Annotated in this window: 23 protein-coding genes; 11 read left to right on the top strand and 12 right to left on the bottom strand. The window is 72.2% G+C overall.

Annotation, left to right across the window (positions count from 1 at the left end):
* Positions 1-3: 3 nt before the first annotated feature.
* The gene (locus tag ACFWB8_RS13830; RefSeq protein ID WP_385225581.1) at positions 4-330 is read left to right on the top strand and encodes a hypothetical protein; all 327 of its coding nucleotides are present in this window, start codon (positions 4-6) and stop codon (positions 328-330) included.
* 51 nt (positions 331-381) lie between these two features.
* On the opposite strand, the gene ACFWB8_RS13825 is transcribed toward ACFWB8_RS13830, so the two are convergent.
* Positions 382-1,332, bottom strand: a complete 951-nt coding sequence (locus ACFWB8_RS13825; protein WP_385225579.1) for a LysR family transcriptional regulator — start codon at positions 1,330-1,332, stop codon at positions 382-384.
* A 71-nt stretch (positions 1,333-1,403) separates the two neighbouring features.
* Between ACFWB8_RS13825 and ACFWB8_RS13820 the strand changes: the two genes are divergently transcribed.
* Together ACFWB8_RS13820 and ACFWB8_RS13815 are read left to right on the top strand one after the other, a co-directional pair.
* Positions 1,404-2,057 (top strand): maleylpyruvate isomerase family mycothiol-dependent enzyme, encoded by a 654-nt coding sequence (locus tag ACFWB8_RS13820; protein WP_385225577.1) that lies wholly within the window; start codon positions 1,404-1,406, stop codon positions 2,055-2,057.
* Between the two features lie 140 nt (positions 2,058-2,197).
* A complete protein-coding gene (locus ACFWB8_RS13815) occupies positions 2,198-2,896 on the top strand; it encodes an AAA family ATPase (RefSeq protein WP_385225575.1) in 699 nt (232 codons plus the stop codon).
* Positions 2,897-3,011: 115 nt separating this feature from the next.
* On the opposite strand, the gene ACFWB8_RS13810 is transcribed toward ACFWB8_RS13815, so the two are convergent.
* Complete coding sequence (locus ACFWB8_RS13810) at positions 3,012-3,599, bottom strand: TetR/AcrR family transcriptional regulator (protein ID WP_385225573.1); 588 nt, start codon at positions 3,597-3,599, stop codon at positions 3,012-3,014.
* Between the two features lie 148 nt (positions 3,600-3,747).
* Here ACFWB8_RS13810 and ACFWB8_RS13805 point away from each other — a divergent pair, with 148 nt between their 5' ends.
* Positions 3,748-4,479, top strand: coding sequence for an SDR family oxidoreductase (locus ACFWB8_RS13805; RefSeq protein ID WP_385225571.1), 732 nt, complete (start codon positions 3,748-3,750; stop codon positions 4,477-4,479).
* 263 nt (positions 4,480-4,742) lie between these two features.
* Here ACFWB8_RS13805 and ACFWB8_RS13800 read toward each other — a convergent pair whose 3' ends face one another.
* The gene (locus ACFWB8_RS13800) at positions 4,743-5,552 is read right to left on the bottom strand and encodes an SDR family NAD(P)-dependent oxidoreductase (protein ID WP_385225569.1); all 810 of its coding nucleotides are present in this window, start codon (positions 5,550-5,552) and stop codon (positions 4,743-4,745) included.
* A gap of 162 nt (positions 5,553-5,714) precedes the next feature.
* On the opposite strand from ACFWB8_RS13800, the gene ACFWB8_RS13795 reads away from it, so the two are divergent.
* Positions 5,715-6,323, top strand: coding sequence for a TetR/AcrR family transcriptional regulator (locus tag ACFWB8_RS13795; RefSeq protein WP_385225567.1), 609 nt, complete (start codon positions 5,715-5,717; stop codon positions 6,321-6,323).
* A 307-nt stretch (positions 6,324-6,630) separates the two neighbouring features.
* Here the strand turns inward: ACFWB8_RS13795 and ACFWB8_RS13790 are convergent, their stop codons facing one another.
* Positions 6,631-8,937: an Rv1355c family protein gene (locus ACFWB8_RS13790; protein WP_385225565.1), complete on the bottom strand. Its 2,307-nt coding sequence runs from the start codon at positions 8,935-8,937 to the stop codon at positions 6,631-6,633.
* 148 nt (positions 8,938-9,085) lie between these two features.
* Entirely contained in the window at positions 9,086-9,208 is a 123-nt protein-coding gene (locus ACFWB8_RS13785) for a hypothetical protein (RefSeq protein WP_385225563.1), read from the bottom strand.
* A gap of 337 nt (positions 9,209-9,545) precedes the next feature.
* On the opposite strand from ACFWB8_RS13785, the gene ACFWB8_RS13780 reads away from it, so the two are divergent.
* Together ACFWB8_RS13780 and ACFWB8_RS13775 are read left to right on the top strand one after the other, a co-directional pair.
* Complete coding sequence (locus tag ACFWB8_RS13780; protein ID WP_385225561.1) at positions 9,546-11,105, top strand: alpha/beta hydrolase; 1,560 nt, start codon at positions 9,546-9,548, stop codon at positions 11,103-11,105.
* A gap of 113 nt (positions 11,106-11,218) precedes the next feature.
* On the top strand, positions 11,219-13,912 hold the full coding sequence (locus ACFWB8_RS13775) for an ATP-binding protein (RefSeq protein WP_385225559.1): 2,694 nt from the start codon (positions 11,219-11,221) through the stop codon (positions 13,910-13,912).
* Here the strand turns inward: ACFWB8_RS13775 and ACFWB8_RS13770 are convergent.
* A complete protein-coding gene (locus ACFWB8_RS13770; RefSeq protein WP_385225557.1) occupies positions 13,907-14,875 on the bottom strand; it encodes a GNAT family N-acetyltransferase in 969 nt (322 codons plus the stop codon). The genes ACFWB8_RS13775 and ACFWB8_RS13770 overlap by 6 nt on opposite strands.
* An 8-nt stretch (positions 14,876-14,883) precedes the next feature.
* A complete protein-coding gene (locus ACFWB8_RS13765) occupies positions 14,884-15,459 on the bottom strand; it encodes a dihydrofolate reductase family protein (RefSeq protein WP_385225555.1) in 576 nt (191 codons plus the stop codon).
* A 209-nt stretch (positions 15,460-15,668) separates the two neighbouring features.
* Here ACFWB8_RS13765 and ACFWB8_RS13760 point away from each other — a divergent pair, with 209 nt between their 5' ends.
* Positions 15,669-16,010, top strand: coding sequence for a hypothetical protein (locus tag ACFWB8_RS13760; RefSeq protein ID WP_385225553.1), 342 nt, complete (start codon positions 15,669-15,671; stop codon positions 16,008-16,010).
* 5 nt (positions 16,011-16,015) lie between these two features.
* Here the strand turns inward: ACFWB8_RS13760 and ACFWB8_RS13755 are convergent, their stop codons facing one another.
* The gene (locus ACFWB8_RS13755) at positions 16,016-16,966 is read right to left on the bottom strand and encodes a LysR family transcriptional regulator (RefSeq protein ID WP_385225551.1); all 951 of its coding nucleotides are present in this window, start codon (positions 16,964-16,966) and stop codon (positions 16,016-16,018) included.
* Positions 16,967-17,056: 90 nt separating this feature from the next.
* Here ACFWB8_RS13755 and ACFWB8_RS13750 point away from each other — a divergent pair, with 90 nt between their 5' ends.
* From ACFWB8_RS13750 to ACFWB8_RS13740, 3 genes are all read left to right on the top strand, one after another.
* On the top strand, positions 17,057-17,980 hold the full coding sequence (locus ACFWB8_RS13750) for a zinc-binding dehydrogenase (RefSeq protein ID WP_385225549.1): 924 nt from the start codon (positions 17,057-17,059) through the stop codon (positions 17,978-17,980).
* Positions 17,977-19,005: an alpha/beta hydrolase family protein gene (locus ACFWB8_RS13745; RefSeq protein WP_385225547.1), complete on the top strand. Its 1,029-nt coding sequence runs from the start codon at positions 17,977-17,979 to the stop codon at positions 19,003-19,005. The genes ACFWB8_RS13750 and ACFWB8_RS13745 overlap by 4 nt, the downstream gene beginning before the upstream one ends.
* A 114-nt stretch (positions 19,006-19,119) precedes the next feature.
* Positions 19,120-20,193 (top strand): BTAD domain-containing putative transcriptional regulator, encoded by a 1,074-nt coding sequence (locus ACFWB8_RS13740; protein ID WP_385225545.1) that lies wholly within the window; start codon positions 19,120-19,122, stop codon positions 20,191-20,193.
* Positions 20,194-20,275: 82 nt separating this feature from the next.
* On the opposite strand, the gene ACFWB8_RS13735 is transcribed toward ACFWB8_RS13740, so the two are convergent.
* The 4 genes from ACFWB8_RS13735 to ACFWB8_RS13720 all read right to left on the bottom strand — a co-directional run bounded on the left by ACFWB8_RS13735 (position 20,276) and on the right by ACFWB8_RS13720 (position 24,627).
* Positions 20,276-20,929 carry a cutinase family protein gene (locus ACFWB8_RS13735; protein ID WP_385225543.1) on the bottom strand — a complete coding sequence of 218 codons (654 nt, stop codon included), beginning with the start codon at positions 20,927-20,929 and terminating at the stop codon, positions 20,276-20,278.
* Positions 20,930-21,089: 160 nt separating this feature from the next.
* Positions 21,090-21,443, bottom strand: coding sequence for a UBP-type zinc finger domain-containing protein (locus tag ACFWB8_RS13730; protein WP_385225541.1), 354 nt, complete (start codon positions 21,441-21,443; stop codon positions 21,090-21,092).
* Positions 21,440-22,954 (bottom strand): ATP-binding protein, encoded by a 1,515-nt coding sequence (locus ACFWB8_RS13725; RefSeq protein WP_385225539.1) that lies wholly within the window; start codon positions 22,952-22,954, stop codon positions 21,440-21,442. Before ACFWB8_RS13725 ends, ACFWB8_RS13730 begins: the two co-directional genes overlap by 4 nt.
* Complete coding sequence (locus tag ACFWB8_RS13720; RefSeq protein WP_385225537.1) at positions 22,951-24,627, bottom strand: FAD-dependent oxidoreductase; 1,677 nt, start codon at positions 24,625-24,627, stop codon at positions 22,951-22,953. The genes ACFWB8_RS13725 and ACFWB8_RS13720 overlap by 4 nt, the downstream gene beginning before the upstream one ends.
* Positions 24,628-24,743: the final 116 nt, after the last annotated feature.

Raw genomic sequence — 24,743 nt, 5'->3', positions numbered from 1 at the left:
CCGATGACTCGAAACCCTCCGCCGGAACACACCTCGGACGGACACTACGTCCTCATCGACGGCAGGCGCTGGCGTGCCACCGACCCGGACCTCCCCGCGGAGGCCGCCGCCCGCCTGCGTGCTCACCTGATGGCGGCCCGGCGTGCCGTCGGCGCCGCCCTGCGCGCGCACGACGAGGGGGCGGAGCGCGACGCCAGGGGTCGCGTGCACACGGCCAAGGTGGCCCTCGGCGAACGCGGCACCCCGTGGTGGGAGCAGACCGACGCGGAACGCCGCGCACGCTGGCTGGACGGCCTGGCAGCCCTGGACGAGAACCGCGATCCGCCCTGACCGACGGGGTCCTCCCGCCCCCGACCCCCGGACGGCCGCCCGGCGCTGCGGCTACGTAGACGGCAACGTCGAGGTCGAGGAGACGTTACGTGGCGCAGTGAGGGCTGTGCGCAGCAGGTTCAGGAAGGCGGTGGCTGCGGGGCTGGAGGGACCGTCCGTCCGCCAGGCCAGGGCGAGCCGGCCGCGTAGCCGCGGCTCGGTGATCTCCAGCGTCCGCAGACCGAAGGCTGACGCCGCGCCGGCGGGCAGGGCCGGTACCACCGCCACGCCGAGACCGCGGGCGGCGAGCTGTGCAAGGAACAGCGGGGCGGCTGCCTCGAAGGCGATGCGGGGCTGGAACCCTGCCTGCGCGCACGCGCGGTCGAGCACTCCGCGGATGCCTGTGCCACGTGGCAGGCTGATCAGCGCGCGGTCGCGGAGCTCGGCCACCCTCATGCTCGTGCGGCCCGGCTCCGTGAGGGCGGGGTCGTCCGGGGCGAGGGCTGCGACCAGGGGTTGGTCGACCAGGACCTGGAGGGAGATGCCCGGTGGGGGCTCCTCGTCCGCGAGTCCGATGATGGCGATGTCGAGTTCTCCGCGATGCAGTGCGGTGAGCATCCGCTCCGAGGTGTCCTCGGTCAGGGCGATCTCGACCCGCGGGTGGTCCTCGTGGAATCCGGCCAGTACGGCGGCCAGGTCGTACGCGTGGGCTGCCGCGGCTGCGCCCGAGACGAGGCCGAGGGTGACATGGCCGCGGAGCAGCCCGGTGAACTCGTCCGCGGTCTGCCGTACCGCCTCGACGGCGCTGAGCGCGGCACGCGCGTACGGCAGTACGGCCTCGCCCACCTCTGTCAGGGTCACCGACCGGCCGGAGCGGTCGAGCAGCGGATGCCCGAGTTCCTTTTCCAGCTGCCGGACTTGGGCGCTCACCCCTGGCTGCGCCAGGTGCAGCCTGGCGGCGGCGCGGGTGAAGTTGGCTTCCTCCGCGACCGTGACGAAGTACCGCAGCTGCCGAATCTCCATAACTGCTCATTCTAGTTGCGAAACATACAAACTCTTGGACTTATGGCGCGCCTGCCGAGAGCCTTGAGGCCATGGGGAACACGACGCACCGGAGACCAGCGGCAGACGTCAGAGCCGCGATCGCGGCCGAACGCCGGGAGCTGGCGGCCATGCTAAATGGCCTGTCGGCCGAGGAGTGGGACGCACCGACGCTGTGCGGGGGATGGCGGGTGCGGGAGGTCGCGGCCCACATGACGATGGGGTTTCGGTACTCGCTCTCCAAGACGGCGTGGGAACTGATCCGAGCGCGAGGCAACCTCCACCGGATGACCGATCGCTGCGCCCGCGAGGACGCAGCCGCCCATGCGACGCGTGAACTCGCCGCACTGCTCCGTGACAACGCGGATCATCCCTGGAAGCCGCCGGTCGGCGGGATCGAGGCGGCCTTGGGTCACGACGTGATCCACGGCTTGGACATCACGGTCGCGCTGGGCCTGGACCGCCGGGTTCCCGAGGATCGCGTGCGCATCCTCCTGGAGAGCGTCAACACCAGGACCCTCAAGTTCTTCGGAGCCGACCTGGGCGGCATCGAACTCCGCGCCGACGACCTCGACTGGTCCTTCGGTACCGGAACGCCGCTGTCCGGCGCCGCACAGGACCTCCTCCTGCTCGCATACGGCCGACGGCTCCCCCCAGGGCACCTCCGAGGCGCACCACGCGATCGCTTCCTCACCGCGCCGGCGTGACGGCGGCAATCCCCGGACGGGCAGTTCCGGAACAACTCCCACGAGCCTTCCGGCACGAGAGCCGGGCCCGGGCCGCCGGCCGGCAGCTCGCGTAGCCTCAGGGTGCTTCCACGACCTCTCATCCGGACGGCCTATCACCTGTGAGCACACCCATCGGCACCGAGCACTCGACGGAACGGTCACAGGACCCGTGGACGGTCGTCAACCAGCCCGGCACCCCGTCCCCGAGCCGCCGTGTCGTTCCTCAGGGGCTCGTCGACCTGCGGGGCCGGGCCAGCCGGGACATCAAGCTGTCCTACCCGTCCAACGCGGCGGTCGTCGTCGCCGGACTTCCCGGCAGCGGGAAGAGCACCTTGCTGCGCGCATGGTCGCCTGCCGCTACCGTCGTCGATCCTCGCGCCACTCGCACCGCCTACGAGGCGCGGATGCCCGACTGGCTTCCCTACGGGGTGTACCGGCCGTGGGCACGGCTGAGCCACATGCACTGGATACGTTCCGAAATGCGACTCAGCCGCCCCCTGCTCATACACGACTGCGGTAGCAGGCCGTGGATGCGCCGATGGCTCGCGCACACGGCCCACCGATCCCGGCGCCCCCTGCACATGGTGGTGCTCGACGTCGGTCCCCACGAGGCACTGTCCGGTCAACACGCCCGTCGCCGACTGGCCTCGCGGCGCGTGTTCGGAGTCCACCAGCGGGGACTTTCGAAGCTGCTGGCGTGCATCGCGCACGACGGCCTGCCCACGACCACGGGCATCAGCTCCATGGTCCTGCTCGACCGCAGTCTGCGAGACCGGGGCGCGGCATCGGTGCAGTTCGGCCACCGCCCGGGTTGTTGAACCCCCGGCCGGGGGGCGTCCCCCGGCGGCGCTGGGTGGATTCGCCCGCCTCCACCCACTGCCGTCTGCCCCCACGCGGGCGTTGGCACCTTGTCCTGACCCCGCCCGTGCTCAGTCACCGGGGCGACCGGGGCAACCGGGGGCGCAGTCCGTCCAGGGTGAGGTCGAGAAGGCGTTCGGCCTGTTCTCGCTGCTCCGGCCTGGCCGAGGTGAGGGCGATGCCGGCGAGGGCGGCGAACATGTCGGTCGGGCTGATGTCGGACCTGATCGCGCCCGCGGCGGTACCGGCCTCCATGAGGGTGGCCAGGGCGTCCTGGATCATCTGGTGGCTGTCCGCGTAGGGGTTGGTTCCTGCGGCGAGGACGGCTCGCATGGCGTCGGCCATGCCGAGTTTGGCGGTGGCGTAGTCGATGAAGCGGCGCGTCCAGGCGCGCAGGGCCTCGTGCGGCGCCATGGCCTCCAGGAGGGCGGGGACGGAGTCGCACAGCCGGGCCACTTCGTTGCGGTACGCCGCCTCGATCAGGGCTTCCCGGGTGGGGAAGTTGCGGTAGAGCGTGCCGGTTCCCACACCCGCTTCCTTGGCGATGCGCTCGAAGTGCGCGTCCAGTCCCTCCTCGGTGAACACGCGCACGGCGGCGGCCAGGATCTTGTCCCGGTTGCGCTGTGCGTCGGCCCTCAGTGGACGTCCCGCGTCTGCGGCCATCGGCGCCTCTCCTTGCTCTCCATTTGCTAAGTGGAGGAGCCTCCACTTAGGCTGATGAAGTGGCGGCGCCTCCACTTTCACTGTAGGGCACGCGCGCGGCCTGCCCTGCTCCCCTCCCTCCATTTCTCCTCCGAAGGGACTCCCCGTCATGTCGGGAATCAAAGGCAAGGTCGTGGCGATCACGGGCGCCAGCAGCGGCATCGGCGAGGCGGCCGCCCTGCTGCTCGCCGAACACGGGGCGAAGGTCGTCCTCGGGGCACGCCGTCCGGAACGTCTGGAGGCCCTGGCCGCCCGCATCGAACAGGCCGGCGGCGAAGCCGCCTGGGTCCGCACGGACGTGACGCGACGTGAGGACCTCGTCGGCCTCGTCGAACTGGCGCGCGACCGCTACGGAAAGCTCGACGTCCTCGTCAGCAACGCGGGGATCGGCCTGATCTCCCCACTGGACGACCTGCGCGTCGAGGACTGGGAGGAGATGATCGACGTCAACCTCAAAGGGGTCCTCTACGGAATCGCCGCGGCCCTTCCCGTCTTCCGGGGCCAGGGCTTCGGGCACTTCGTCAACACCGTGTCCACCGCCGGTCTGCGCATCGTGCCGCTCCAGTCGGTGTACGCCGGCACGAAGAACGCCGTGCGCACCATCTCCGAGGGCCTGCGCCAAGAGGCCGGTGACAGCCTGCGCGTGACCGTGGTCTCCCCCGGAGCCGTCCGCACGGACTTCACAGAGCGCATGGACCCGGATGCGAAGGCGCAGATCGACAAGATGATGGGGTTCGCCCTTCCCCCGGAAGCGGTGGCCCGCGCCATCGCCTTCGCCATCGAGCAGCCGGACGGCGTCGATGTGGGCGACATCGTCGTACGTCCCACCGCACAGGGTTAGGCCTCAGACCGGCCGACGCCGACGCCGTGGCCATTCCTCCACCGGAAGGAAATGGCCGGCGTCCTGTGCCCAGCAGTCGACCAGAGCTCTCGTCGCGCTCCGCGCCCAGTTCCTCGGCGGCGGCGCCGGCGTGTCGTTCACGCGGACACGGGCGGCCGCTCCTGGCTGACTGCGTCGATCAGCAGCTTCGCGGCCGCCCCACGCACACCGGTGTGCGTCTCGCGCCAACTCCACCAAAGCGGCGCCCCGGCCCTTCTACGGCGTTACGCCGCCGTCCGCTCCACGTTCTTCTCCACGTCCCGGACGCCGCGCGAGAGGCGCTCGGCGATCGCCGCGACCAGCGCGCGCGGTCGACGGGGCGCCAGGTGGGCGTTCACCGCGTTGCTCAGGCCCGGTGTGATGTAGGCGCGGTCGGCGTCGAGGGCACGCAGGGCGGACCGGACCACCGGCTCGGGCATGCTGAACGCCCCGGTGACGGCGGCCTTCCGGGTCCCGATGACGTCGAAGAACCCGGTCTCCACCGGCCCCGGGCAGAGGGCGAGCACGCGGATGCCGCGCCGTCGGTACTCCTGGCGGAGCGCGAGGCTGAAGTCGAGCACGAAGGTCTTGGAGGCGCCGTAGACGGCGAAGTACGGCGTCGGCTGGAAGGCGGCGGTGGAGGCCACATTGATCACCGCGCCCCGGCCGCGCGCGAGCATGCCGGGCAGCAGCTCATGGGTGAGGTCGACGAGCGAGACGACGTTGACCATCAACTGGTCGTGGTCGCGCCGCCCGTCGATCTCCTCGAACCGGCCGCAGGTGCCGAATCCGGCGTTGTTGACCAACACGTCCACGGTCAGGCCGCGGTCGGAGAGCTCGACGCCGATGCGGCGGGCGGCGACCGGCTCGGCGAGGTCCTGGACCAGGACGTGGGCGTTCACCCCGTGGGCCTCGCCGAGCCGGTCGGCGAGGGCGGCCAGGCGGTCGGCCGAACGGGCGACCAGGACGAGGTCGTGGCCGCGCGCGGCGAGCTGCGCGGCGAATTCCGCACCGAGGCCGGAGGATGCGCCGGTGATCAGAGCAGTGGTGCGCACAGTGGTTCTCCTTGTGTCGTGGGCCAGACCGAACCGACGGCCCATCATCTGTGACAAGAGAGTATCGGATACTTACTTAACTGCAACAGCATTGTGTCAGTTATAGAGGGACCCGCGCCCCCGCTGTAACGTCTCCGTGTACGACAGGGCTGGAGGTACGACATGAGCAAGACGGCTGGCCGCCCGCTGCGGGCCGACGCCGAACGCAGCGTCCGCGCGATCCTGGCGGCCGCGGAGCACGTCCTGGCCGAGAATCCGGCCGCGTCCATGGAGCAGGTCGCGGAGGCGGCCGGAGTCACCCGGACCACCGTCCACCGGCGGTTCGCCAACCGGCAGGCCTTGGTCGACGCCTTGGCCGCCGAGGGTGCCTTGAAACTCGCGGAGGCCATCGAGGACGGCCACCCCGAGACGGCCCCACCGCTGGTCGCGCTGCACCGCGCCACCGCCAACGTGCTGCGGGTCAAGGGCGCCTGGGGCTTCGCCCTCGGGCCGGCCGTGGCCCAGAGCGAGCAGGCCGCGCGGACACACGAGGAGATCGCACACCGCTGCACCGAACTGCTCCGCCGGATCCAGGCCGAGGGCGTGATCGCCCCCGACGCCGACCTGGAGTGGGTGCGCCGCGTCTTCTACGCCCTCATCAGCGAAGCTCTGCACGGCGGGGACGATGCCACCGATGGCGCTCGCGCCCCCGGCGCCGACCCCGACCCCGACGCGCTCGCGACCCGTATCGTCGACACCCTCCTCCACGGCGTCGGCCCCCGCCCGTCCTGACCGGCCGGCCGTCCCTGCTCTCAGCTTCCTGCGACGCACCGGGGTTCGGCTCGGGGTTTTGGAGCGCGGGCCGGGACCAGGGCGCGTCGGTGTCCCGGACTCCGGGCGCAGCCCGAGCTCGTGGAGCCGGTTGACCGCCATCATGGCGGTCAGAATCGCATTCGGGTTGTCGCCGCCGACCCCCGGCTCAGCGGTGCGTTCCGCGTAGCGGCTGGTGAAGGCGCTCGGCCGAACCTGCCTGCTCTCCCTGGTCAGCCCGAGTGCCGCCTCCTGCAGGACGGTGGCCTGCTCCAGCAGCCCGTCCGGTTCAGCGGGGCGCGTCGGGTTCGTCGAAGCGGAGTACGGTGTCGACCTCCCGGCGCAGGGCGTGCGCCGTGGGCGGTGGAGCGTAGGAGAGGCGGAACAGGAGCAGTTCGGTCTCGTCCGGGTGGTGCGGGACAAGGGCGGAGAGGCGCTTGCGCAGGGCGTGCAGGGTGGCCGTCTCCGCCGCGTCGAATCCGGTGCCGTCGCCGCGCTCGGCGCGGGCGAAGAGGTAGAGCAGTACGGTGACCGGCTGGAATCCGAGGCCCAGGGACGTCGCGGTGAGCCAGAGCCGTTGCAGGGCCCTGCCTCCGGCGAAGTGGGCATGGGCGCCGGTCCCGGGGAGGGTGAGGCAGCCGATCGCCGAGGAGGCGGCGACGCTGTTGCGAGCGCCCTCCTCGAAGGCCCGGCCGCCGCCCACCTGCCGGACGAAGGAGAGGTGGGGCCAGTGACGGGCGAGGGACAGGCCCGCCAGGTCGGCGCCGTCCGCTTCGAGGGTGGCGATGTCGATGCCGTCGCGGGTCTTCTGCACCTCCTCGGGGGTCCAGCGCAGTTCGCTCATCATTTCCTGGTGCAGGCGCGGGGACAGCATGCGCAGCCGGTCGCCGGCGCCCAGGATGCGCCCCGCCTCCTCCAGCTCCGGGCGGTCGGTGATCAGGTGCAGGCGCGCGCCGCTGTCGGCCGCGCAGCGCACGAGGGTCTGCCGGTGGGATGCGTCCAGGGGGCGGGCCGGGCCGGGCCGGCGGTTGGTGGTTCGCCGATCGATCCAGTCGACGAGTGCGGGCCGTGGTGTGTTCGGGGCCCTGGAGAACGTGAGTTCGCACACGAGCCCGGGGTCGGCCGGGTCGGGGAAGGGGCGAACGTGGCAGGCCCAGCCCGCGGCCCGGGCTGCGAGGTCGATGTTCTCGACGGCTGCTCCGGTCGCGAGCTCCGTGGCGGTCCCCCGGAAGTCGAGCAGCGTCGGCGGCTGCGTGTCGTCGGTGCGGCAGTACAGCACCGGGCCCCGGGCGACGAACCTCCAGGGCTGTACGTTCCCGCCGGAGGGGGCCCGGGTTCCGTACGCCACCAGACGGCGGATGCCTTCCTCACCCAGGACCTCGCCGGGGCCGGGCAGGACGAGCGGGACGGTACGGGGGGTCTCCGCGGAGCCCGCCGCCGGGCGTCCCGAGAGCGGCACCGGGGGCATCGGGCGGGGCTGTGTCCAGTCGCGTACGAGCTCCGCCAGGTCGACGAAGAAGCGCCCCGAGCCGGTGAACTGCCCGAGCAGGACCCGGCGGGCCGTGTCGGTGATGACGGCGGCGCCCAGGGCCACCCCCGAGGCGAGCTGGGGCCACGAGGAGAGGGTGTGCCCGATCTCTATCAGCGAGGGGGCCATGCGTTCCGAGAGGTTCTCGGGGCCGAGGATCCGCAGGACGTGGGGCACCTTTTCGCGGACCGGCAGCCCCTTGAGGTCGGCTGCGGCCACGCCGTCGAGCAGCCCGTGCAGCACGGGCCGGTCCGGTTCGAGGTCGAAGCGCTCCACGTCCAGCATGCCGCGCTCATTGGTCTCCATGAGCACCGCGATTCCGTGCGCCCGGGCGCGCTCACGCGCGAAGACCTTGATGTAGAGGTCGTCGCACTCCTCGATGAACAGGTCGGCGCGGCCGTCGCCCGTGAGGAACGCGTCGACGTTGTCCTCGCTCAGGCCTTCGGGCCATAGGGCGATGTCGAGGTAGGGGTCGATCTCGTACATCTGCCGTGCGGCGAGGACCACTTTGGGCAGGCCGATGTCGGTGACCGAGGCGCGCAGCCGGTTCAGGTTCGAGAGGGAGAGCCGGTCGAAGTCCGCGAGCCGGAAACGGCTGCCGACGCCTTCCTGGGCGAGGGTGAACGCGCTGGCGGCGCCCACGGAGAGGCCGGCCACGGCGATCGTCCTGCCGGTGAGGTCGGCCTGCTCCGCCGCTGTGATCTTGTACTGGTTGCGGGACTGGCGCAGCTCGCGGTACTCCCGCTCCGGCAGCACGTGCGCGAGCCGTCCTGACCACGGGTACCAGACCCATGTCCCGTACTCCAGGGGCGACTGCCCGTCGAGATGCCCTTCCACCGCCGTCGCGAGTTCCTCGGCGCTCGGACGCCAGGCCGGGCGGCGGGTGGTGAGCAGCTCCGCCACCTGGTCGGTGAGGGTGTCCCGCACCGGCGTCGCCTCACCGCGGGCGAGTATCCCGGTCAGCTCGGCCCGTTGGCCGGGGTCGCCCGCGGCGAACAGCCGGGGACGCCAGGGACCCGCGTCGTCGGCCGCCTGGGCGGCGGAGTGGATGTGCGCTTCCAGACTCATCGTGCACCTTCGGCAAGTCGTGGTCGGGGTGGAGACGAAACGCTTCGATCCCGTCGAGGGAGGAGTACGAGGTGATGCCGGGGAAGGGGACGTCGGTCAGGGGCAGTTCCCAATGCACCCCAAGCTGTTCGTTCGTCCCTGCGGAAGGTCAGCGGCCGTTCGTGTCGCCGCCCTCTCGACGGCTGCGGCGACGTCGGCCGAGGGCGCCGGCCAGCCCGACCAAGCCTCCGGTGAGCGCGCCGGCCACGAGGATGCGCAGCAGGTCTTCCATCAGGTACTCCCCCGTCTTGGGCTCAACGATTACGAACGGGGACACTATCGACGTGCGTGCGGCCTGGCTTGGACAAATCTCACCTCGCAGCGCACGGGACCGCCGCGGGCCACCGGGGTCTGCGGACCGTCGGCGGGGAACGGACCACCACCCGACCGGAGTCGGAGCCTCAGCCGGACGCTTCCCCTGGGGGTAAGGGGCAATCAACTCCCCCTGGTGGGCCGACACGGGCGGCAGCCGGCCGTTACGTCGGCGCCCTTCCACCCCGCCCCTGACAGAGGATCGCCGCATGCAGACCCGGTTGGCTGATGACCCGTGCAAGCGAGTGGTACGGGGGATGACCCTCGTCCTGATCGCCGTCACCGCGCTCCTCGGGGCGGTGCCCGGGGCCGCCACGGCAACGGCCCTCGCCGCCCCGCCCGTGCCGGTGCTGTCCTGGGGCCCCTGCGCCGACCCGGGGGACGGCTTCGAGTGCGCGACCGCCCGGGTACCGCTGGACTACCGCCGGCCCACCGGGCGTACGATCCCCCTCTCCGTCACCCGACGGCTGGCGGCCGACCGGGCCCACCGCACCGGCGTCCTGGTGCTGCACCCCGGCGGACCCGGCAATTCCGGTGCGGACTTCGCCCGTAACAGCTACGAGGCGCTGCCCGCCTCCCTCCGTGACGCCTTCGACGTCGTCGGGTACGACATGCGCGGAGTGGGGCGCAGCGGGCAGGTGGAGTGCTGGAACGACAAGGAGTACTCCGCCGCCGTCGACGCCGCACGCGGCGTACCCGGCCCGGGGGCCCTGCACGGTGCGATCCGGCAGGGCCTCGACTTCGCCACCGCCTGTCAGCAACGGTCCCCGGACCTCGTGCCGTTCATCGGCACCGGCTCGAACGCCAAGGACATCGACCTGCTGCGCCAAGCCCTCGGCGAGGAGAAGCTCTCCTTCTACGGCCGGTCCTTCGGCAGCTACGTCGGCACCGTCTACGCCGCGCAGTTCCCCCGGCGCGTGCGCGCCATGGTCCTGGACGGCGCCTACGATCCGCAGCACTACTCCGACGCGCCCTACGCCTACGACGCCGGGCAGTTCGTCGCCCTGGACGCGGCGGTCGGCCGGTTCCTGGACTGGTGCGCGCAGAACGCCGCCACCTGCGGATTCGGCGAAGGCCGGCCGCGGCAGGCCTTCGATCAGCTCAAGCGGGCGCTGGACGCCGACCCCGTCATCACCGCGAGCGGGCGCCCGGCCACGGGCTACACCCTCGCCTACCGGCTGATGTTCAACATCAATGCGGGCAAGGAGATCTGGCCCGAACTGGGGCAGGCCCTGCGGGCGGCCCAGGCACACCAGGCGTCGTTCCTGCTGTCCCCGCCCTCACCCGCGTCCTTCGACTTCCTCAACGTCAACATGGCCGTCGAGTGCGCCGACCGCGTCTATCCGGCCAGCCCCCTCCTCCTGGGCGCGCTGGTCAGCGCCCACGTCGCCGCCGCTCCGCTGCTGGGACCCCCCATCGGCCTCGGGCCGCCCACCTACGACCACAACCACGCGCCCACCTGCGCCCAGTGGCAGGCGGAGCGCCCGAGCCGCTTCGAGGGCTCCTACCGGGCGGCCGGATCCGCCCCGATCCTGATCCTCGGCACGACCGGGGACCCGGACACCCCGTACGAGGACGCCGTGGCGCTCGCCGGGACGCTGGACAACGGACGGCTGCTGACCTTCGCCGGTGAAGGACACACCGCCTACAACCGGAGCGCGTGTGTCAGCGCCCTGGTCACGGACTACCTCGCCACGCTGGCGCTGCCCACACGGGGCACCGTCTGTGCGGACGAGACGCCCCCGGAACCGCCCGGCCGCCGCACCGCGGGCTTCGAGGTCGACGAGACGCGCGATGTGATCCCCACCCTGCGCTGAGCCCCTGCCTCTGCCCCTGAGCGTCGGACGGTCTCCAGCCGTTCGCCGACCCGGCTCTCTGACCAGCGATAATGACCCGGACACGCCAGGCGAGAAGATCACGGGGGCACAGCGTGTGGGGGCGGAATGCGGAGCGGGACCGGATCGAGCAGTTGCTCGCCGCCGCTCGTCAGGGGACGAGCGGCGCCCTGCTGGTGCACGGTGAGGCCGGGATCGGCAAGACCGCGCTGCTCGAATACGCCGCCGGGCGGGCGGACGGCGTACGCGTGCTGCGCGTCGAGGGCATCGAATCGGAGATGGAACTGGCCTTCGGCGGCCTCCACCAGCTGTTCCTGCCCGTACTGGACCTCGTCGACGCCCTGCCGGACCCCCAGGCCGCGGCCATGCGGGCGGTCTTCGGGCTGACGGGCGACGGCGTGCGCGACCGCTTCACCGTCGGGCTCGCGGTCCTCACGCTGCTGTCGGAGGCCGCGGCCGACGGGCCCCTGCTGTGCCTGGTCGACGACGCGCAGTGGCTCGACCAGCCGTCGGTGGACATGCTGACCTTCGCCGCGCGCCGCCTACGGGCGGAGGGCGTCGTGATGCTCTTCGCGGTCCGCGACGGGGCGCCCGGCGCCGCCGTGAAGGGGCTGCCCCGGCTGCTCGTCGAAGGCCTGGACCGCGCGGCCGCCGCCGAGTTGGTGCCGGGTTTGCCGCCATACGTGACGGACCGGCTCATCGAGGAGGCGCGCGGCAATCCGCTGGCGCTGATCGAGCTGTCGACCGCGCTCACCCCGGCCCAGCGCGCCGGGCGGCTGGGCCCGTTGGCGCTCCCCGAGACGGCCGCCGGGCTGCCGAGCCGGATCCAGGACGGCTTCCTGGATCAGATCCGGCGGCTTCCCGAAGCCACCCAGGTGGTGCTGCTGGTGGCCGCCGCCGACGACACCGGGGACCTCACCGTGGTGCTGGAGGCCGCGCAGCCGCTCGGTGGCGCCGTCGAGGACCTCGAACCCGCGGAACGCTCCGGGTTCGTGCTCCTGTCCGGGGCGGTGGTGCGCTTCCGGCATCCGCTGGTGCGGTACGCCGCCTACCAGGGCGCCCCGCTCGCCCGGCGCATCGCCGCGCACCGGGCGCTGGCGCAGGCCCTGGGCGCCGCCGGCCAGGCGCACCGGCGGGCCTGGCACCTGGCCGCCGCGTCGACCGGCCCGGACGAGCGGGTCGCCGAGGAACTGGAACGGGTCGCCGAGTGGGCCGGGAGCCGGCAGGCGATGGCGTCCGCGTCAGCCGCCTACGAGCGCGCCGCCCAGCTCACCGCGGATCCACAAGTGCGAGCGCGCCGCTTGGTCTGCGCGGCGCAGAAGGCCGGCGACGCCGGACAGGACGAGCGGTGCGGCGCGCTGACCGACCAGGTGCCGCTGCCGCTGGAGGACCCGGGCGTGGCGGCGAACTTCGCGCGCGCCCGGGCGGTGGTGGAGTTGGGCTACCGCAGGCCCGAGACGTCCGCGCGGATCCTTCTCGACAGCGCGGACCTGACCGGCGCCGGCCGTCCGGACACGATGGCGTCGCTGCTGACCGACGCCGTCCACGCCGCGTTCTCCGCGGGGAACGCCACGCTGATCGGGGAGATCGCGTCCCGCGCCCCGGACCTGCCGGTACTGGCCGTGCCCGCCCGGCTGTTCGGCGGTGACGTGCCCGGCGCGCTCGGCGCGCTCGACGCGTTGCGCGCGCTCGTGGAGAGCGGCCAGGACCCTGCCGGCGGCGTCATGGACCGGCTGATGACCGGGATCTACCGCCAGCTGACGGGCGACCACGCGGCCGCGCGGGAGGCCGCCGCGGGAGCGGTGGCCCACTGCCGCGACCAGGGCATCAGCGGATGGCTGCCCACCACGCTCCACCTGCTGGCCCAGACGGAACTGGCGCTCGGCCGCCATGACGAGGCGTCCGCGCACGCCGCCGAGGGGCTCCGGCTCGCCGAGTACTACGACCTGGCCCACCGGGCCGCCCATCTGCGCGCCGCCCTGGCGATGCTGGCGGGCGTCCGGGGGCAGGAGGAGCAGGGCCGCGCCTTGGCCGGCGAAGCCCTGGAGTACACGCGACCGCGCGGGGTGGGACGGGGTACGGCGGACGCCCTGTGGGCGCTGGGCGTGCTCGAACTCGGCCTGGGCCGGGCCGAGGCGGCCCTGGAACCACTGGAGTCGGCCCTGCGCGAGACGGCCCATCCCCTGCTCTGCCTGCCTCTGCTGGCGGACCTCGTCGAGGCGGCGGGACGCGCCGGCCGCCCGGAGCGGGCGGCGCAGCCGGCACGGCTGCTCGGGGAATGGGCCGCCGCGCTGGGGCAGCCCGCCCTCTCCGCCCTGGCCCACCGCTGCCAGGCGCTGACCAGCTCCGACAGCGTGGCCGAAGAGCATTTCACGGCGGCGCTGGCCCTGCACGACGGCGGCAGCGACTACGACCGGGCCCGCACCGCGCTGCTCTACGGGGAATGGCTGCGCCGCCTGCGGCGCCAGATCGACGCCAGGGACCAACTGCGCGCCGCGCTGGAGGCCTTCGAGCGGCTCGGTGCCCAGCCCTGGGCCGGCCGCGCCCGGGCGGAGCTGGGAGCAGCGGGCGGGGAGACCGGGCTGACCGCCCGCGAGGACGGGCCGATCAGCCTGCTGAGCCCGCAGGAACGCGAGGTCGTCCGGCTGGCGGCGTCCGGTGCGAGCAACCGGGAGATCGCCGCCCAGTTGTTCCTGAGCCCCCGCACGGTCGGGCATCACCTGTACCGCGCCTTCCCCAAGCTGGGCATCAGCTCCCGCACCGAACTCGCCGCGCTGCTGGCCTCATGAGGCCGCGGCCTGCGTCGCCTGGGAGGTCTCCGGCACCGCGTAGATCATCCGGGTCTGGACGGTCCGGTAGCCGGCCCGGGCGAAGGCGGCGGCCATCGGGGCGTTGTCGGTGTCGGTGGTGGCCGTGATCAGTTCGGCGCCCGCTTCCACCTGGACCCGGGTGATCTCGGCGAGCACGTCGTCGACGTACCCCTGTCCGCGCAGCTCGGGGACGACGCCCAGGTAGCCGACGTTGCGGCTGTACGGCGTGGCGGACGGCAGGGCCAGGCCGGCCACCTGCCCGTCGGGAGTGCGGGCCAGGCGCCACCACGAGCGCTCGCCCGGGCAGCTGAGGTAGAAGTCCACCTCCTCGCGGGCGGTGGCCTCGGCTCCCAAGGCCACCAGGTTCCGGCGCGTCTCGCCGTCCAGGCTGCCCTCCGCGATCCGTCGGAAGACGTCGAGGAAGTCTTCGTCCGAGCCCTCGGTGAAGGTGAGGCGGCCGCTGGAGGCCGGGAGTCCGGCGTCGGGGGTCCACTCAAAGCGCAGCCGTTCCACCTCGGCGGTGAGCCCGGCCGCCCGTGCGGCCTCCTGCCGCCAGTCCAGGGCGGCGACGACGTCCGGATCCTCGCGCCAGCCGTTCGGAAGGGTCGCGTTGTACAGCGGGGGCTTGGTCGCGCCCTGCTCGGCGAAGGCCCGCAGGCCCGCGGTGATCAGCCCGGCAGCTACCGCCGCGCGGTCGGCGACCGAGGGATCGACGTGCAGGCAGTCCAGTGCGACCGGGTGCTCGCTCGATGCCTGTCCCCACCACAGGGCGCGGGCCACGACCCGGCCGCCGTCCTCGGCGATCCAGGTCCACTCGGGCCTGTACATGCCCTCCGCCAGTTCTTCGAGGTAGCGGTCGGCGGGAATCCAGCTGATGGGTTCGTCGACCGTCACGGCGGTGACGCGGTCGAGGTCCGTCTCGGTCGTGGAACGGAACAACATGTGTGTGCTCATTTCTGGTGCGTTGCGTAGGTGGTGATGGTCGCGCCGGTGTTGAAGACGCGGGAGTCGGTGAGGGTGAACCTCGCCGGGAGGAACGGTGCGCGGAAGAGCGGGATGCCCGAGCCGATGACGACCGGGTAGCGTTTGATGATCAGTTGGTCGATCTCTCCCAGCAGCTGGCCGGCCAGGTTCGCCCCTCCGCACAGCCAGATGCCCGTCCCGTCCTGCCGCTTGAGGTCGCGTACGAATGTCACCGGGTCCGTGGAGACGATCTCCACGTCGGGGTCGAGCGGGTCCAGGGTGCGGGAGAAGACGTACTGGTTGAGGTGCGGGTAGGGGCTGGTGACGCCGACCGCGAGACCGGGCTCGTAGGTGGCGCGGCCCATCAGGACCGTGTCGAACCCCTGGTTGGCGGCCCCTTCGATGCCCAAAGGCCCGCGGCCCTGGGCCGGGATGGTCTCGGGGTACTCGGCCAGGATCGCGGCGGCGAGGTCGCCCTCGAAGGGGAAGAAGTCGAACTGTCCGTCCGGGCCCGCGATGTAACCGTCGAGGCTGGTGCCGGCGTAGTAGGTGAGCTGACGCACACGGACCTGCTTTCGGTCGGAGAGGCGGGGGGACGTCATTGACATTAGGTAGGCCGCTGCCTGACCGGCATCAGTCATCCCGACGTAATGTGACCGGTCACCGGCCTGCCGGGCATCGGTCGGCGCGGCCGCGGGCGGCGACGGGCGATGGCCACAGAGCCCACACGGCCGGGGGCCGGCCCCGGACCGCCTTCTTCTTGGAGTCACGCATGGCACGCTCGCTCGACGGTCTCGTCTTCGTCCCCACAGCCGACCAGGCGCCCGGCCAGGTCGGCCGCCAGACCCGGTTCGAGTACCACGAGCAGGACGGCCGCGTCTGGGCCGAGTACTCCGGCGGGGACGTGGTCAAGGGACATCTGATCGGCACCCGGGCGGACGACACCATCGACTTCCGCTACGTGCAGCTCCGCCCCGACGGCACGACCGCCTCCGGGCATTGCGTCTCTCGCGTGACAGAACTCCCCGACGGCCGCCTCCGCCTGGAGGAGACATGGACGTGGGAGTCCCAGGACGGCAGCGGCACCAGCACGGTCGAACAACCGCTGGGCTGATGCCCTCAGGGCCGAGAGGGGGCGAAGCCGGTGGTGTGGGGTTCGGGCAGCCAGTCGCGGGCCGGGTCGTACTCCAGCCAGCGGCTGCGCCCGGCCTCCGCGGCGAACGTGCCGATGAGCGCGTCGAGCCGGGGGTGTCCGCTGGTGGAGCGCCACAGCAACGACCAGGCGTACAGCGGCGTCGGGTCCACCAGCGGAACGGACCGGATTGCGGGGGTCCGCGGGAGCGGTGCGTCGGCCGGCATCAGCGCGAAGCGGCGCACGTCCGCGGACAGGCCGGCGAGGAAGTGGTCCAGTCCCAGGTTGGGGCCCTCGGCACGGTCCCGGATGCCGAACCGCTCGGCGAAGCGGTGCAGGAAGTCGAGCCGGCCCAGCGCGCCGGGGGTCCACAGCACGCTGTCCCGCAGCTGACCGGGCCGGAGCGCGGCCTCTCCCGCCAGGGGGTGGTCCGTGCCGAGGATGACGTCCACCGGCTCCAGCCGCACCAGGCGGTGCGTCAGTCCCGCGGGCACGGGCGGGTGCACCCGGCCGAACGCGGCGTCGATGTCCCCGTGCAGCAACGCGGCGGCCACCGACGGCAGATCGCGGCCGTGTCCGAGTTCCAGATGGGGCGCTCCGGTGCGTGCCGCCACCTGGGCCAGGGTCCGCATCGGCGCGTACAGGTGGCCCCATACGTCGACCCGCAGCGGCCGGTGTTCGTCGCGTACGGCCGCCACGGCCTGGTCGGCGGCGGCCAGGGTCTGCCGGGCCGGTTCCAGGAAGCGATGCCCGGCGGCGGTGAGCCGCACGCCGTGGCCGCCGCGGTGGAACATCTCGGCGCCGAGCCCGGACTCCAGGCGGGCGATCCTCTTGGACAGAGCCTGCTGGGAAATCGAAAGCGTCTCGGCCGCCCGACCGAAGTGCAGTTCCTGTGCGGCGAGTACGAAGGCGCGCACCTGCGCCAGGTCGAGATCCACGCCTCTCACCTTAGGCGACAACCCTTGGTTGTCGCCTGGTCCCGGTGGGTTGTTGGACCGGCCGGCGCCACTGCCGCTTCCATGATCGGCATGCAGAGACTGATTCCCACAGGAGATCCGGCACGTCCGGTGGAGTTCACCGACGATGCCCAGCCCGTCCCGGCGGCCGACGAGGCGCTGGTCAGGGTCGAGGCGTTCGCGCCGAACCGCGGCGAGACGTTCTTGCTGGAGAGGCCGAGACCGGGACTGGTTCCCGGCAAGGACGTGGCGGGGCTCGTGGTGCAGGCGGCGGCCGACGGGTCCGGGCCGTCGATCGGCACCCGGGTCGTGGGCCATCCGGCCAAGGGCGGCTGGGCCGAGTACGTCGCCGTGCCCACGCACTCGCTCGCCGTACTGCCCGATGACATCGACTCCGTCCGGGCCGCGGCCCTGCCGCTGGCCGGGATCACGGCGCTGCGGCTGCTGCGCACCGCCGGCAGTGTGACCGGCAGGCGCGTCCTGCTGACCGGCGCGTCGGGCGGGGTCGGCCACTACGTCACCGAACTCGCCGCCGCCGCGGGCGCGGACGTCACCGCCGTGAGCGCCACCGCCTCGCGCGGCGAAAGGCTGCTCGCGCTCGGCGCGGCAGCGGTCGTGCACGATGTCGCCGAGGCGCAGGGCCCGTTCGACCTGGTACTGGAGTCCACCGGTGGCGCCGTCCTGCCGCTCGCGCTGGCGAAGCTGGCCGCCGGCGGCACACTGATCTGGTTCGGCCAGGTCAGCCGTACTCCGGTGACGCTGAACTTCTTTGACTTCTTCGCCGGTCCGGAAGGCGCCTCGATCCGGCACTTCCACTACGCCGGAGCTCCGTACGGCGCCGATCTGGCCACCCTGGTGCGGCTGGTGGGCCGTGGGCGGCTGCACCCGGAGATCGGCCGGGTCGGCGACTGGGGGCAGACCGCCCAGATCCTCGTCGACCTGCGGGAGCGCCGGATCCGCGGCAAGGCCGTCCTGACCACGGGAGCAGCACGATGAACGCGGCGGACTTCGCGGCGGACTTCGCGGCGGACTTCGCCGCCGCCCAGCTGACCAGAGCCACCGGGGCCGGGCTCGATCCCCACGCATACCTGCGCGTCGCGGGCGAGCCGGCCTCCCTCGACGGCTGGAGCGAGGCGCTGATCCGCACCGCGCGGCAGTACGCGGCCCGAGCCCAGCAGGCGGTCTCACCGGTCACGGCAGGCGAGTACCACCAGGCGGCGGCCCGCTGGTTCCACTTCGCCACCCTGGCGCCGCACACGGACCACGCGCACGCCTGCGCGGAGGCGGACGCCGCCATGGGCCGCGCCCTGACCCTCCTGGAGCCCGGCTCCCGCCGCATCACGGGCCCCACCTTCACCGGCTGGCTGCGCGGCCCGGCCGGCGCGCCGGCCACCGTCGTCGTCGTACCCGGTCTGGACTCCGGCAAGGAGGAGTTCCACACCGTCACCTCGGCCCTGCTGCGCAGGGGCCTGGCCGTGTTCACCATGGACGGGCCGGGGCAAGGCGCGCTCGCGGCCACCACGGCCGTCCGGCCGGACTACGAGCGCGTGATCGGGCAGGTCATCGACGCGCTCGGCGTCGACCGCGTCGGCCTCATCGGGCTCAGCCTGGGCGGCTATTACGTCGCGCGGAGCGCCGCGCGCGAACCCCGCGTGGCGGCCGCAGCAACCGTGAGCGGCCCCTTCCGGCTCGACTGGGACGCCGTGCCGCCCCTCGTGCGGGACATCATCGCCCGGCGCGCCAAAGGAGCCGAGGCGGCGCGCGACTTCGTCGGCCGGGTCGACCTGACCGTCCTGGCTCCCCGTATCGACTGTCCGCTCCTGGTGGTGGACGGCGGCCAGGACACCATCCCCGGCGTGACCAACGGGAAGCCGCTGGCCCGCCTCGCGCCGCGGGGCAGGTACCTGCTCGTCCCGCACGGCGACCACCTGCTCGGCAACGCCCAGCCCGACTGGCTGCCCACGACCGCCGACTGGCTTGCCGAAGCACTCACAGGAACCGCTTCGTCGACCAGCGGTTAGGGACTCCCGCGCGGTGTCACTCCGGATCGTTCCGGATGCCTTACCCGGCGCTCCCGCCGCTACCTTGTCGACGGCGTCCGCCAGACCGACCAGCCCGGCGCCCGGGGAGCAGCGATGCCGACGACCGCCACCACCGGCCGGCCCACCACCACCGTGCTCAGGCATCAGGAGCGCAAGCTGCTCCACGCGGTCGGCTGCGGCCTGCGGGACGATGAGATCGCCGCCGCCCTGGCCATCCCCGAGGACGCCGTGGCCGGAACCCTCGCGCGGATCCTCGTGAAACTCGGGCTGCGCGACCGGGCCGCCGCCATCGTCCACGCCTTCGACTGCGGCCTGGTCGTCCCCGGCTGCGGCCCCCGCACGCAGGCGGGGATCCCTGTGGTGCGGACCGCCGCCGCCGTCCGGGCGGCCGGACCGAAGGTGCGGATCTCCGTGCTCGGACCGCTGCGGGCATGGCAGGACGGGCGGCCCCTGAACCTGGGGCATCTGCGCCAGCAAGCCGTACTCGCGGCGCTGGCGCTGCGCGCGGGGCGGACGGTCAGCCGGCAGGAACTGCTCGACGGCGTATGGGGGATGGAGCCGCCGGTCACGAATGTGGTGCCGGTGTACGTCTACCGATTGCGCAAGACCCTGCGCATCGGGGCCAGCCCGGACTCGGTGATCGAGCACAACCGGTGTGGCTACCGGCTGGTCTCCGGAGCGGTCGAAGTGGACGTGTCGCGCATGGAGGAACTGGTCACCGACACGGCTGCGGCCGATCGGGCGGGCGACCCCGCCGAGGCGCTCCGCCTGTGTTCCCAGGCGCTGGACCTGTTTCGCGGGGAGCTTCTGGCCGGCCTGCCCGGACCGCTGGCCGAGCTGGAGCGGCTGCGGCTCACCGAGCGCAGGATCGCGATCGCGCAGCGGAAGTTGGAGTGGCAGCTGCGGCTGGGCCAGCACTCCGAAGCGATCGCCGGGCTGTTCGCCTTGTCCACGGCGCACCCCCTGAACGAGCCGGTGGCCGCGATGCTGATGCGCGCCCTGTACCGTCACGGCCGGCAGGCCGACGCACTGACCGTGTTCGACCGCGCCCGCCGCCGTCTGACCGACGAACTGGGGGTACCTCCGAGTCGGATGCTGCGGCGGACGCACCAGATGATTCTGCGCGGGGACGAAGCCGGCCTCGGCCTCACCAGGACCACGCGGTGACGGAAGTACGGGCATGTCGGCCGGGCCGCGCAACCGGATCACCAAGCATCCGGCTACGCGCCCGGCCGATTGGCTTTCCTGGCTACCAGGGATACCAGGCGCCGTTGTACCACTGCTCGCTGGCGCCGTCGTTGTGGTGATCCATGTTGAAGTCTTCGGGGTAGTTCCTGACGTGGTTGTTCGGGTAGGTCCAGATGCCGGCGGACTCGTCGCAGACGTAGTCCCAGTGACAGATCGTCTTGACGGGCACGTTGCCGAAGAACCTGTCGGCGCCGGCGAGCGGGGCTCCGATGACACCGCCGAAGGGCACGGCTCCGCCGTTGGCTCCGGGAGGGCCCTGGCGCTTGGGGTCCGCGATGAGAATCGCGTTGACGTTGTTGAACGTCTGCCAGTTCTCGGTGACCCAGATGTGCACCACCGCCGCACCCAGGGAGTACCCGGCCATCTTGACGTGCTGGCCCGGGCACGCGGCGCGTTGGTTGCGCACCAGCCGGTTCAGCTCGTTGACGCCTGCGCGGGCGCTGGCACCGTTGGGGATCCGAGTGGGGTACCCCACGTGCTGCTGGATGTTGCCGGAGAAGCCGTCGTCGTTCCAGGAGCTGCCCGTGCCCCCGACCACGATCGTGTAGGTGCCCTCGCACGAAGCCGCCGCTTGTGCCGTGGCCTCCTGTGTCGCCGGCAGCCCGACCGCCATCAGAAGACCGGCCAACGCGGCCGCCGTCCTTCGTGTTCGCATTCCGTCCTCCGCATGTAGTTGGCCTGCGCGCGTGCTCTCCGATGCGGAACGCGATGGGCCAAGGTCACCGGACGACAGTGGCAGCGGCCGATGACATCCCGATGAAACGGGGTGTCGGCGGATCGTGGCGCTGCCGGAGCCGTACGGCTGCGAAGGACGCTCAACGGTGCAGCAGTCGCGTCCAGTCCTGCGGGACCCGGTCGGCCGGTCCCGGCACGGGCTGGTCCGCCGGGTGGGCACCGGGCTGCATGAGCTCGGGGCCGGGATCGTACAGTTCGTTGCTGTCGTAGTCCCAGAACCAGTCCTCCCCCGGTTCGAAGCTCTGCACCAGGGGGTGACCGGTGGACTTCCAGTGGGCGGTGGCATGTTGAGCGGGTGAGGAGTCGCAGCAGCCGATGTGGCCGCACTGGGCGCAGCGCCGCAGGTGGAACCACCAGCCGCCCGCCGCGTCGCACTCGACGCAGCCGGTGCCGCTGGGCGGGACGCCCGGGTCGAGTCCATTGATGTCGCTCACGCTGACTCCTCGGTGCTCTCGGTGCTCTCGGATCCGGTTGCGGTTGCGGTTGCGGTTGCGGGCCCGGCCTCGGTCCCGGGCTCCTGAACGGTCAGCGGCAGCAGTACCTGGAAACGGGTGTCGCCCGGCGCGGACTCGACCTGGAGGCTGCCGTGGTGCTTGCTGACGACGATCCGCCAGGAGATGTCCAGGCCGAGACCGGTGCCTTCACCGACCGGCTTGGTGGTGAAGAAGGGGTCGAAGATGCGGCCGCGGATGTCGGCCGGGATGCCGGGCCCGGTGTCGCGGAACTCCACCAGCAGCCGGTCTCCCTCGCGAGCGGTGCGGACCGTGAGCGTGCCGTCGCCGCCGGTGCTCCCGATGGCGAAGACCGCGTTGTCGATGAGGTTGGTCCACACCTGATTGAGCTCCGCCGGGTAGGCGGGTACGTCCGGTACCGAGCGGTCGTAGTCCTTGACCACCCGGACCCGGGGACCGATCTTGCCGGACAGCATCAGCAGGGTGCTGTCGAGCAGTTCGTGGACGTCGACGACCCGGTGCGGAGCGCGGTCGAGCTGTGAGTACTGCTTGGCCGCGTCCACGAGGTGGGAGATGCGGGTGGTGGAGTCGTCGATCTCGTCCATCAGCAGCTCGGTCTCGACCGTGTAGTTGAGCCAGCCGATGGCCCCCGGAAGGATGTCCTCGGCCACGGTCGCCGCGACCTGCTCCAGCCAGTCCGTGTCCAGTCCGGCCTGCACGAAGGTGGGCGCGATCCGCCAGCCCTCCGGGATGCCGTGGTCGTCGAGCCAGTCGGCGAGTTCGTCTTCCCGGTCGGAAGCCTCCAGGGGGCTCAACGTCGGTGCTTTGGCGACGCGTTCGGCGGTGCGGTCCTGGATCTCGATGAGGCCGGCGAGTGCCTCGCGGGAGTAGGGGCCGCGGGCGATGACGGCCAGCTTGTGCCGCATCTTGCCCACCCGTTCCCGCAGTGTGGCGGTGGCCCGGACGGCCGCCGCGGCCGGGTTGTTGAGCTCGTGGGTGAGACCGGCGGACAACGACCCCAGGGCCAGCAGCCGTTCGCGCTGTCCGATGGCGCGCTGTGTGTTCCTGGAGCCGAAGAACAGCCCCTCCAGCAGGTGCGCCGCCATCGGGAACCATTCCTGCATGATGTCCGCGAACGACTGCGCGGGCAGCACGAAGAAGCGCGTCGGCTCACTCACCCGCATCGAGTTGTTGTACGTCTGCGGCACCCGGTCGCCCAGATAGGCCTGCATGGCCCCCGCGTACACCCCGCGCTGCGAGGTCCGGCTGACCTCCACGTCGTCGCCGCCGACCCGGCGGGACAGGACGACGGTGCCCTCGATCATCACGTAGAAACAGGTGGCCGGCTCGCCCTCGGTGTACACCGGACCGGCCTCGAACCGTTCCACCACCCCCTCGCTGCACAGCCGTCCGAGCTGCTCCGGGGAGAGCTTCTCGAACAGGAACAGCGAGGCGATCTCGCGCGGGCTGCACGGCATGACCTGTCCGCTCATGACTGCTCCAGGTACCGGTGGACGAGCATGACGGCCATGGCTCCCTCTCCGACGGCGGACGCGACGCGCTTCGCGGACTGGGCGCGCGCGTCGCCCGCCACGAACACGCCGGGGATGTTGGTCTCCAGGTGGTAGGGCGGCCGGTCGAGTTCCCATTCGGCCGGCGGTCGCCCGTCCGGTGTGAGGTCCGGCCCGGCCAGGATGAAGCCGTGCTCGTCGCGCAGCACCGTACCGTCCAGCCAGTCGGTCAGCGGGGCCGCGCCGATGAACACGAACATCCACTGGGCGTCGACGAGTTCGGTCACACCGCTGTCCACGTCGCGCAGCGTCAGCTGTTCCAGGTGCCCGTCGCCGTGCGCCGCCTCGACGACGGTCCGGGTGCGTACCGTGATGTTCGCCGTCTCCTCGATCTGCTGGATCAGGTAGTACGACATGGATGCCGTCAAGGACTCCCCGCGCACCAGCATGGTCACCGACTTCGCGCCCCGCGCGAGGTACACCGCCGCCTGCCCGGCGGAGTTGGCGCCGCCCACGATGTACACGTCCTGCTCCAGGCAGGAGGACGCCTCGGTGAGCGAGGAACCGTAATACAGTCCGCAGCCGGTCAAGTCTTCGCAGCCCGGTGCCTGGAGCTGCCGGTACGACACGCCGGTGGCCAGGATGACGCTGTGCGCGGCGATCTTCGAGCCGTCGGAGAAACGGACGACGCGTGCCGCTCCGTTGACCTCCAGCCCGGTGACCTCGCGTGCCGTGAGGATCTCGGCGCCGAACCTGCCTGCCTGGCGGCGGGCGCGTTCGGTGAGCTGCGCGCCCGATACGCCGTCGGGGAAGCCGAGGTAGTTCTCGATGCGGGAGCTCTGTCCGGCCTGCCCGCCGGTCGCCGACCGCTCGATCAGTACGGTGCGCAGCCCCTCGGAGGCCCCGTACACGGCCGCTCCGAGCCCGGCCGGCCCGCCGCCGATCACGACGAGGTCGTAGAAGTCGGCGGCCGGGGTCGTCGCGAGCCCCACGTGGGCGGCGAGGTCGGACGCCTCCGGCTCCACCAGCACGGCGCCCTCCGGAGTGATCACCAGGGGCAGCCGCTGCCCGTCCGCCCCGGCCGCCTCCAGCAGACGCCGTCCCTCCGGCTCGTCGGAGGAGTACCAGCGGTACGGCACCTGGTTGCGGGCCAGGAACTCCCGCACGTGGGAGGAGCGGGCCGACCAGCGGTGCCCGACCACCTTGGTGGCGGGCACCGGCCGGTAGTCGCTGGAGCGCCAGGCGGCGAGCAGGTCGTCGAGGACCGGGTAGAGCTTCTCCTCCGGCGGATCCCACGGCTTGAGCAGATAGTGGTCGAGGTCGACGACGTTGATCGCGTCGATCGCCGCGTTGGTGTCGGCGTACGCGGTCAGCAGCACGCGCCGGGCGCCCGGGTACACGCCCATCGCCTGTTCGAGGAACTCGATGCCGTTCATCTGCGGCATGCGGTAATCGGCGAGGACCACCGCCACCAGGTCGCCCCGCAGCTTCAGCTCGCGCAGCGCCCCCAGCGCGGACTCGCCGGACTCGGCGCGCACGATCCGGTACGTGGCGCCGTAGCGGCGCCGCAGGTCACGGGCGATGGCACGGGAGACTCCCGGGTCGTCGTCCACGGTCAGGATGACGGTCCGCGCTGTTTCGGCGACCTCTGGCATACGTCTCCCGCCCCGAGCGGCCCGGACTGGCGGCGCAGCGAGCGACCTGCGCCGGTTCCCGTCATCGTATGTTCGATCGGCCGGGTTCGCCTCGGTCGACGCGACCGGCCGCGGCG

The sequence above is a fragment of the Streptomyces sp. NPDC060031 genome, assembly GCF_042736805.1.
GTDB lineage: Bacteria > Actinomycetota > Actinomycetes > Streptomycetales > Streptomycetaceae > Streptomyces.
This window is presented reverse-complemented; position numbering and strand designations above follow the sequence as displayed.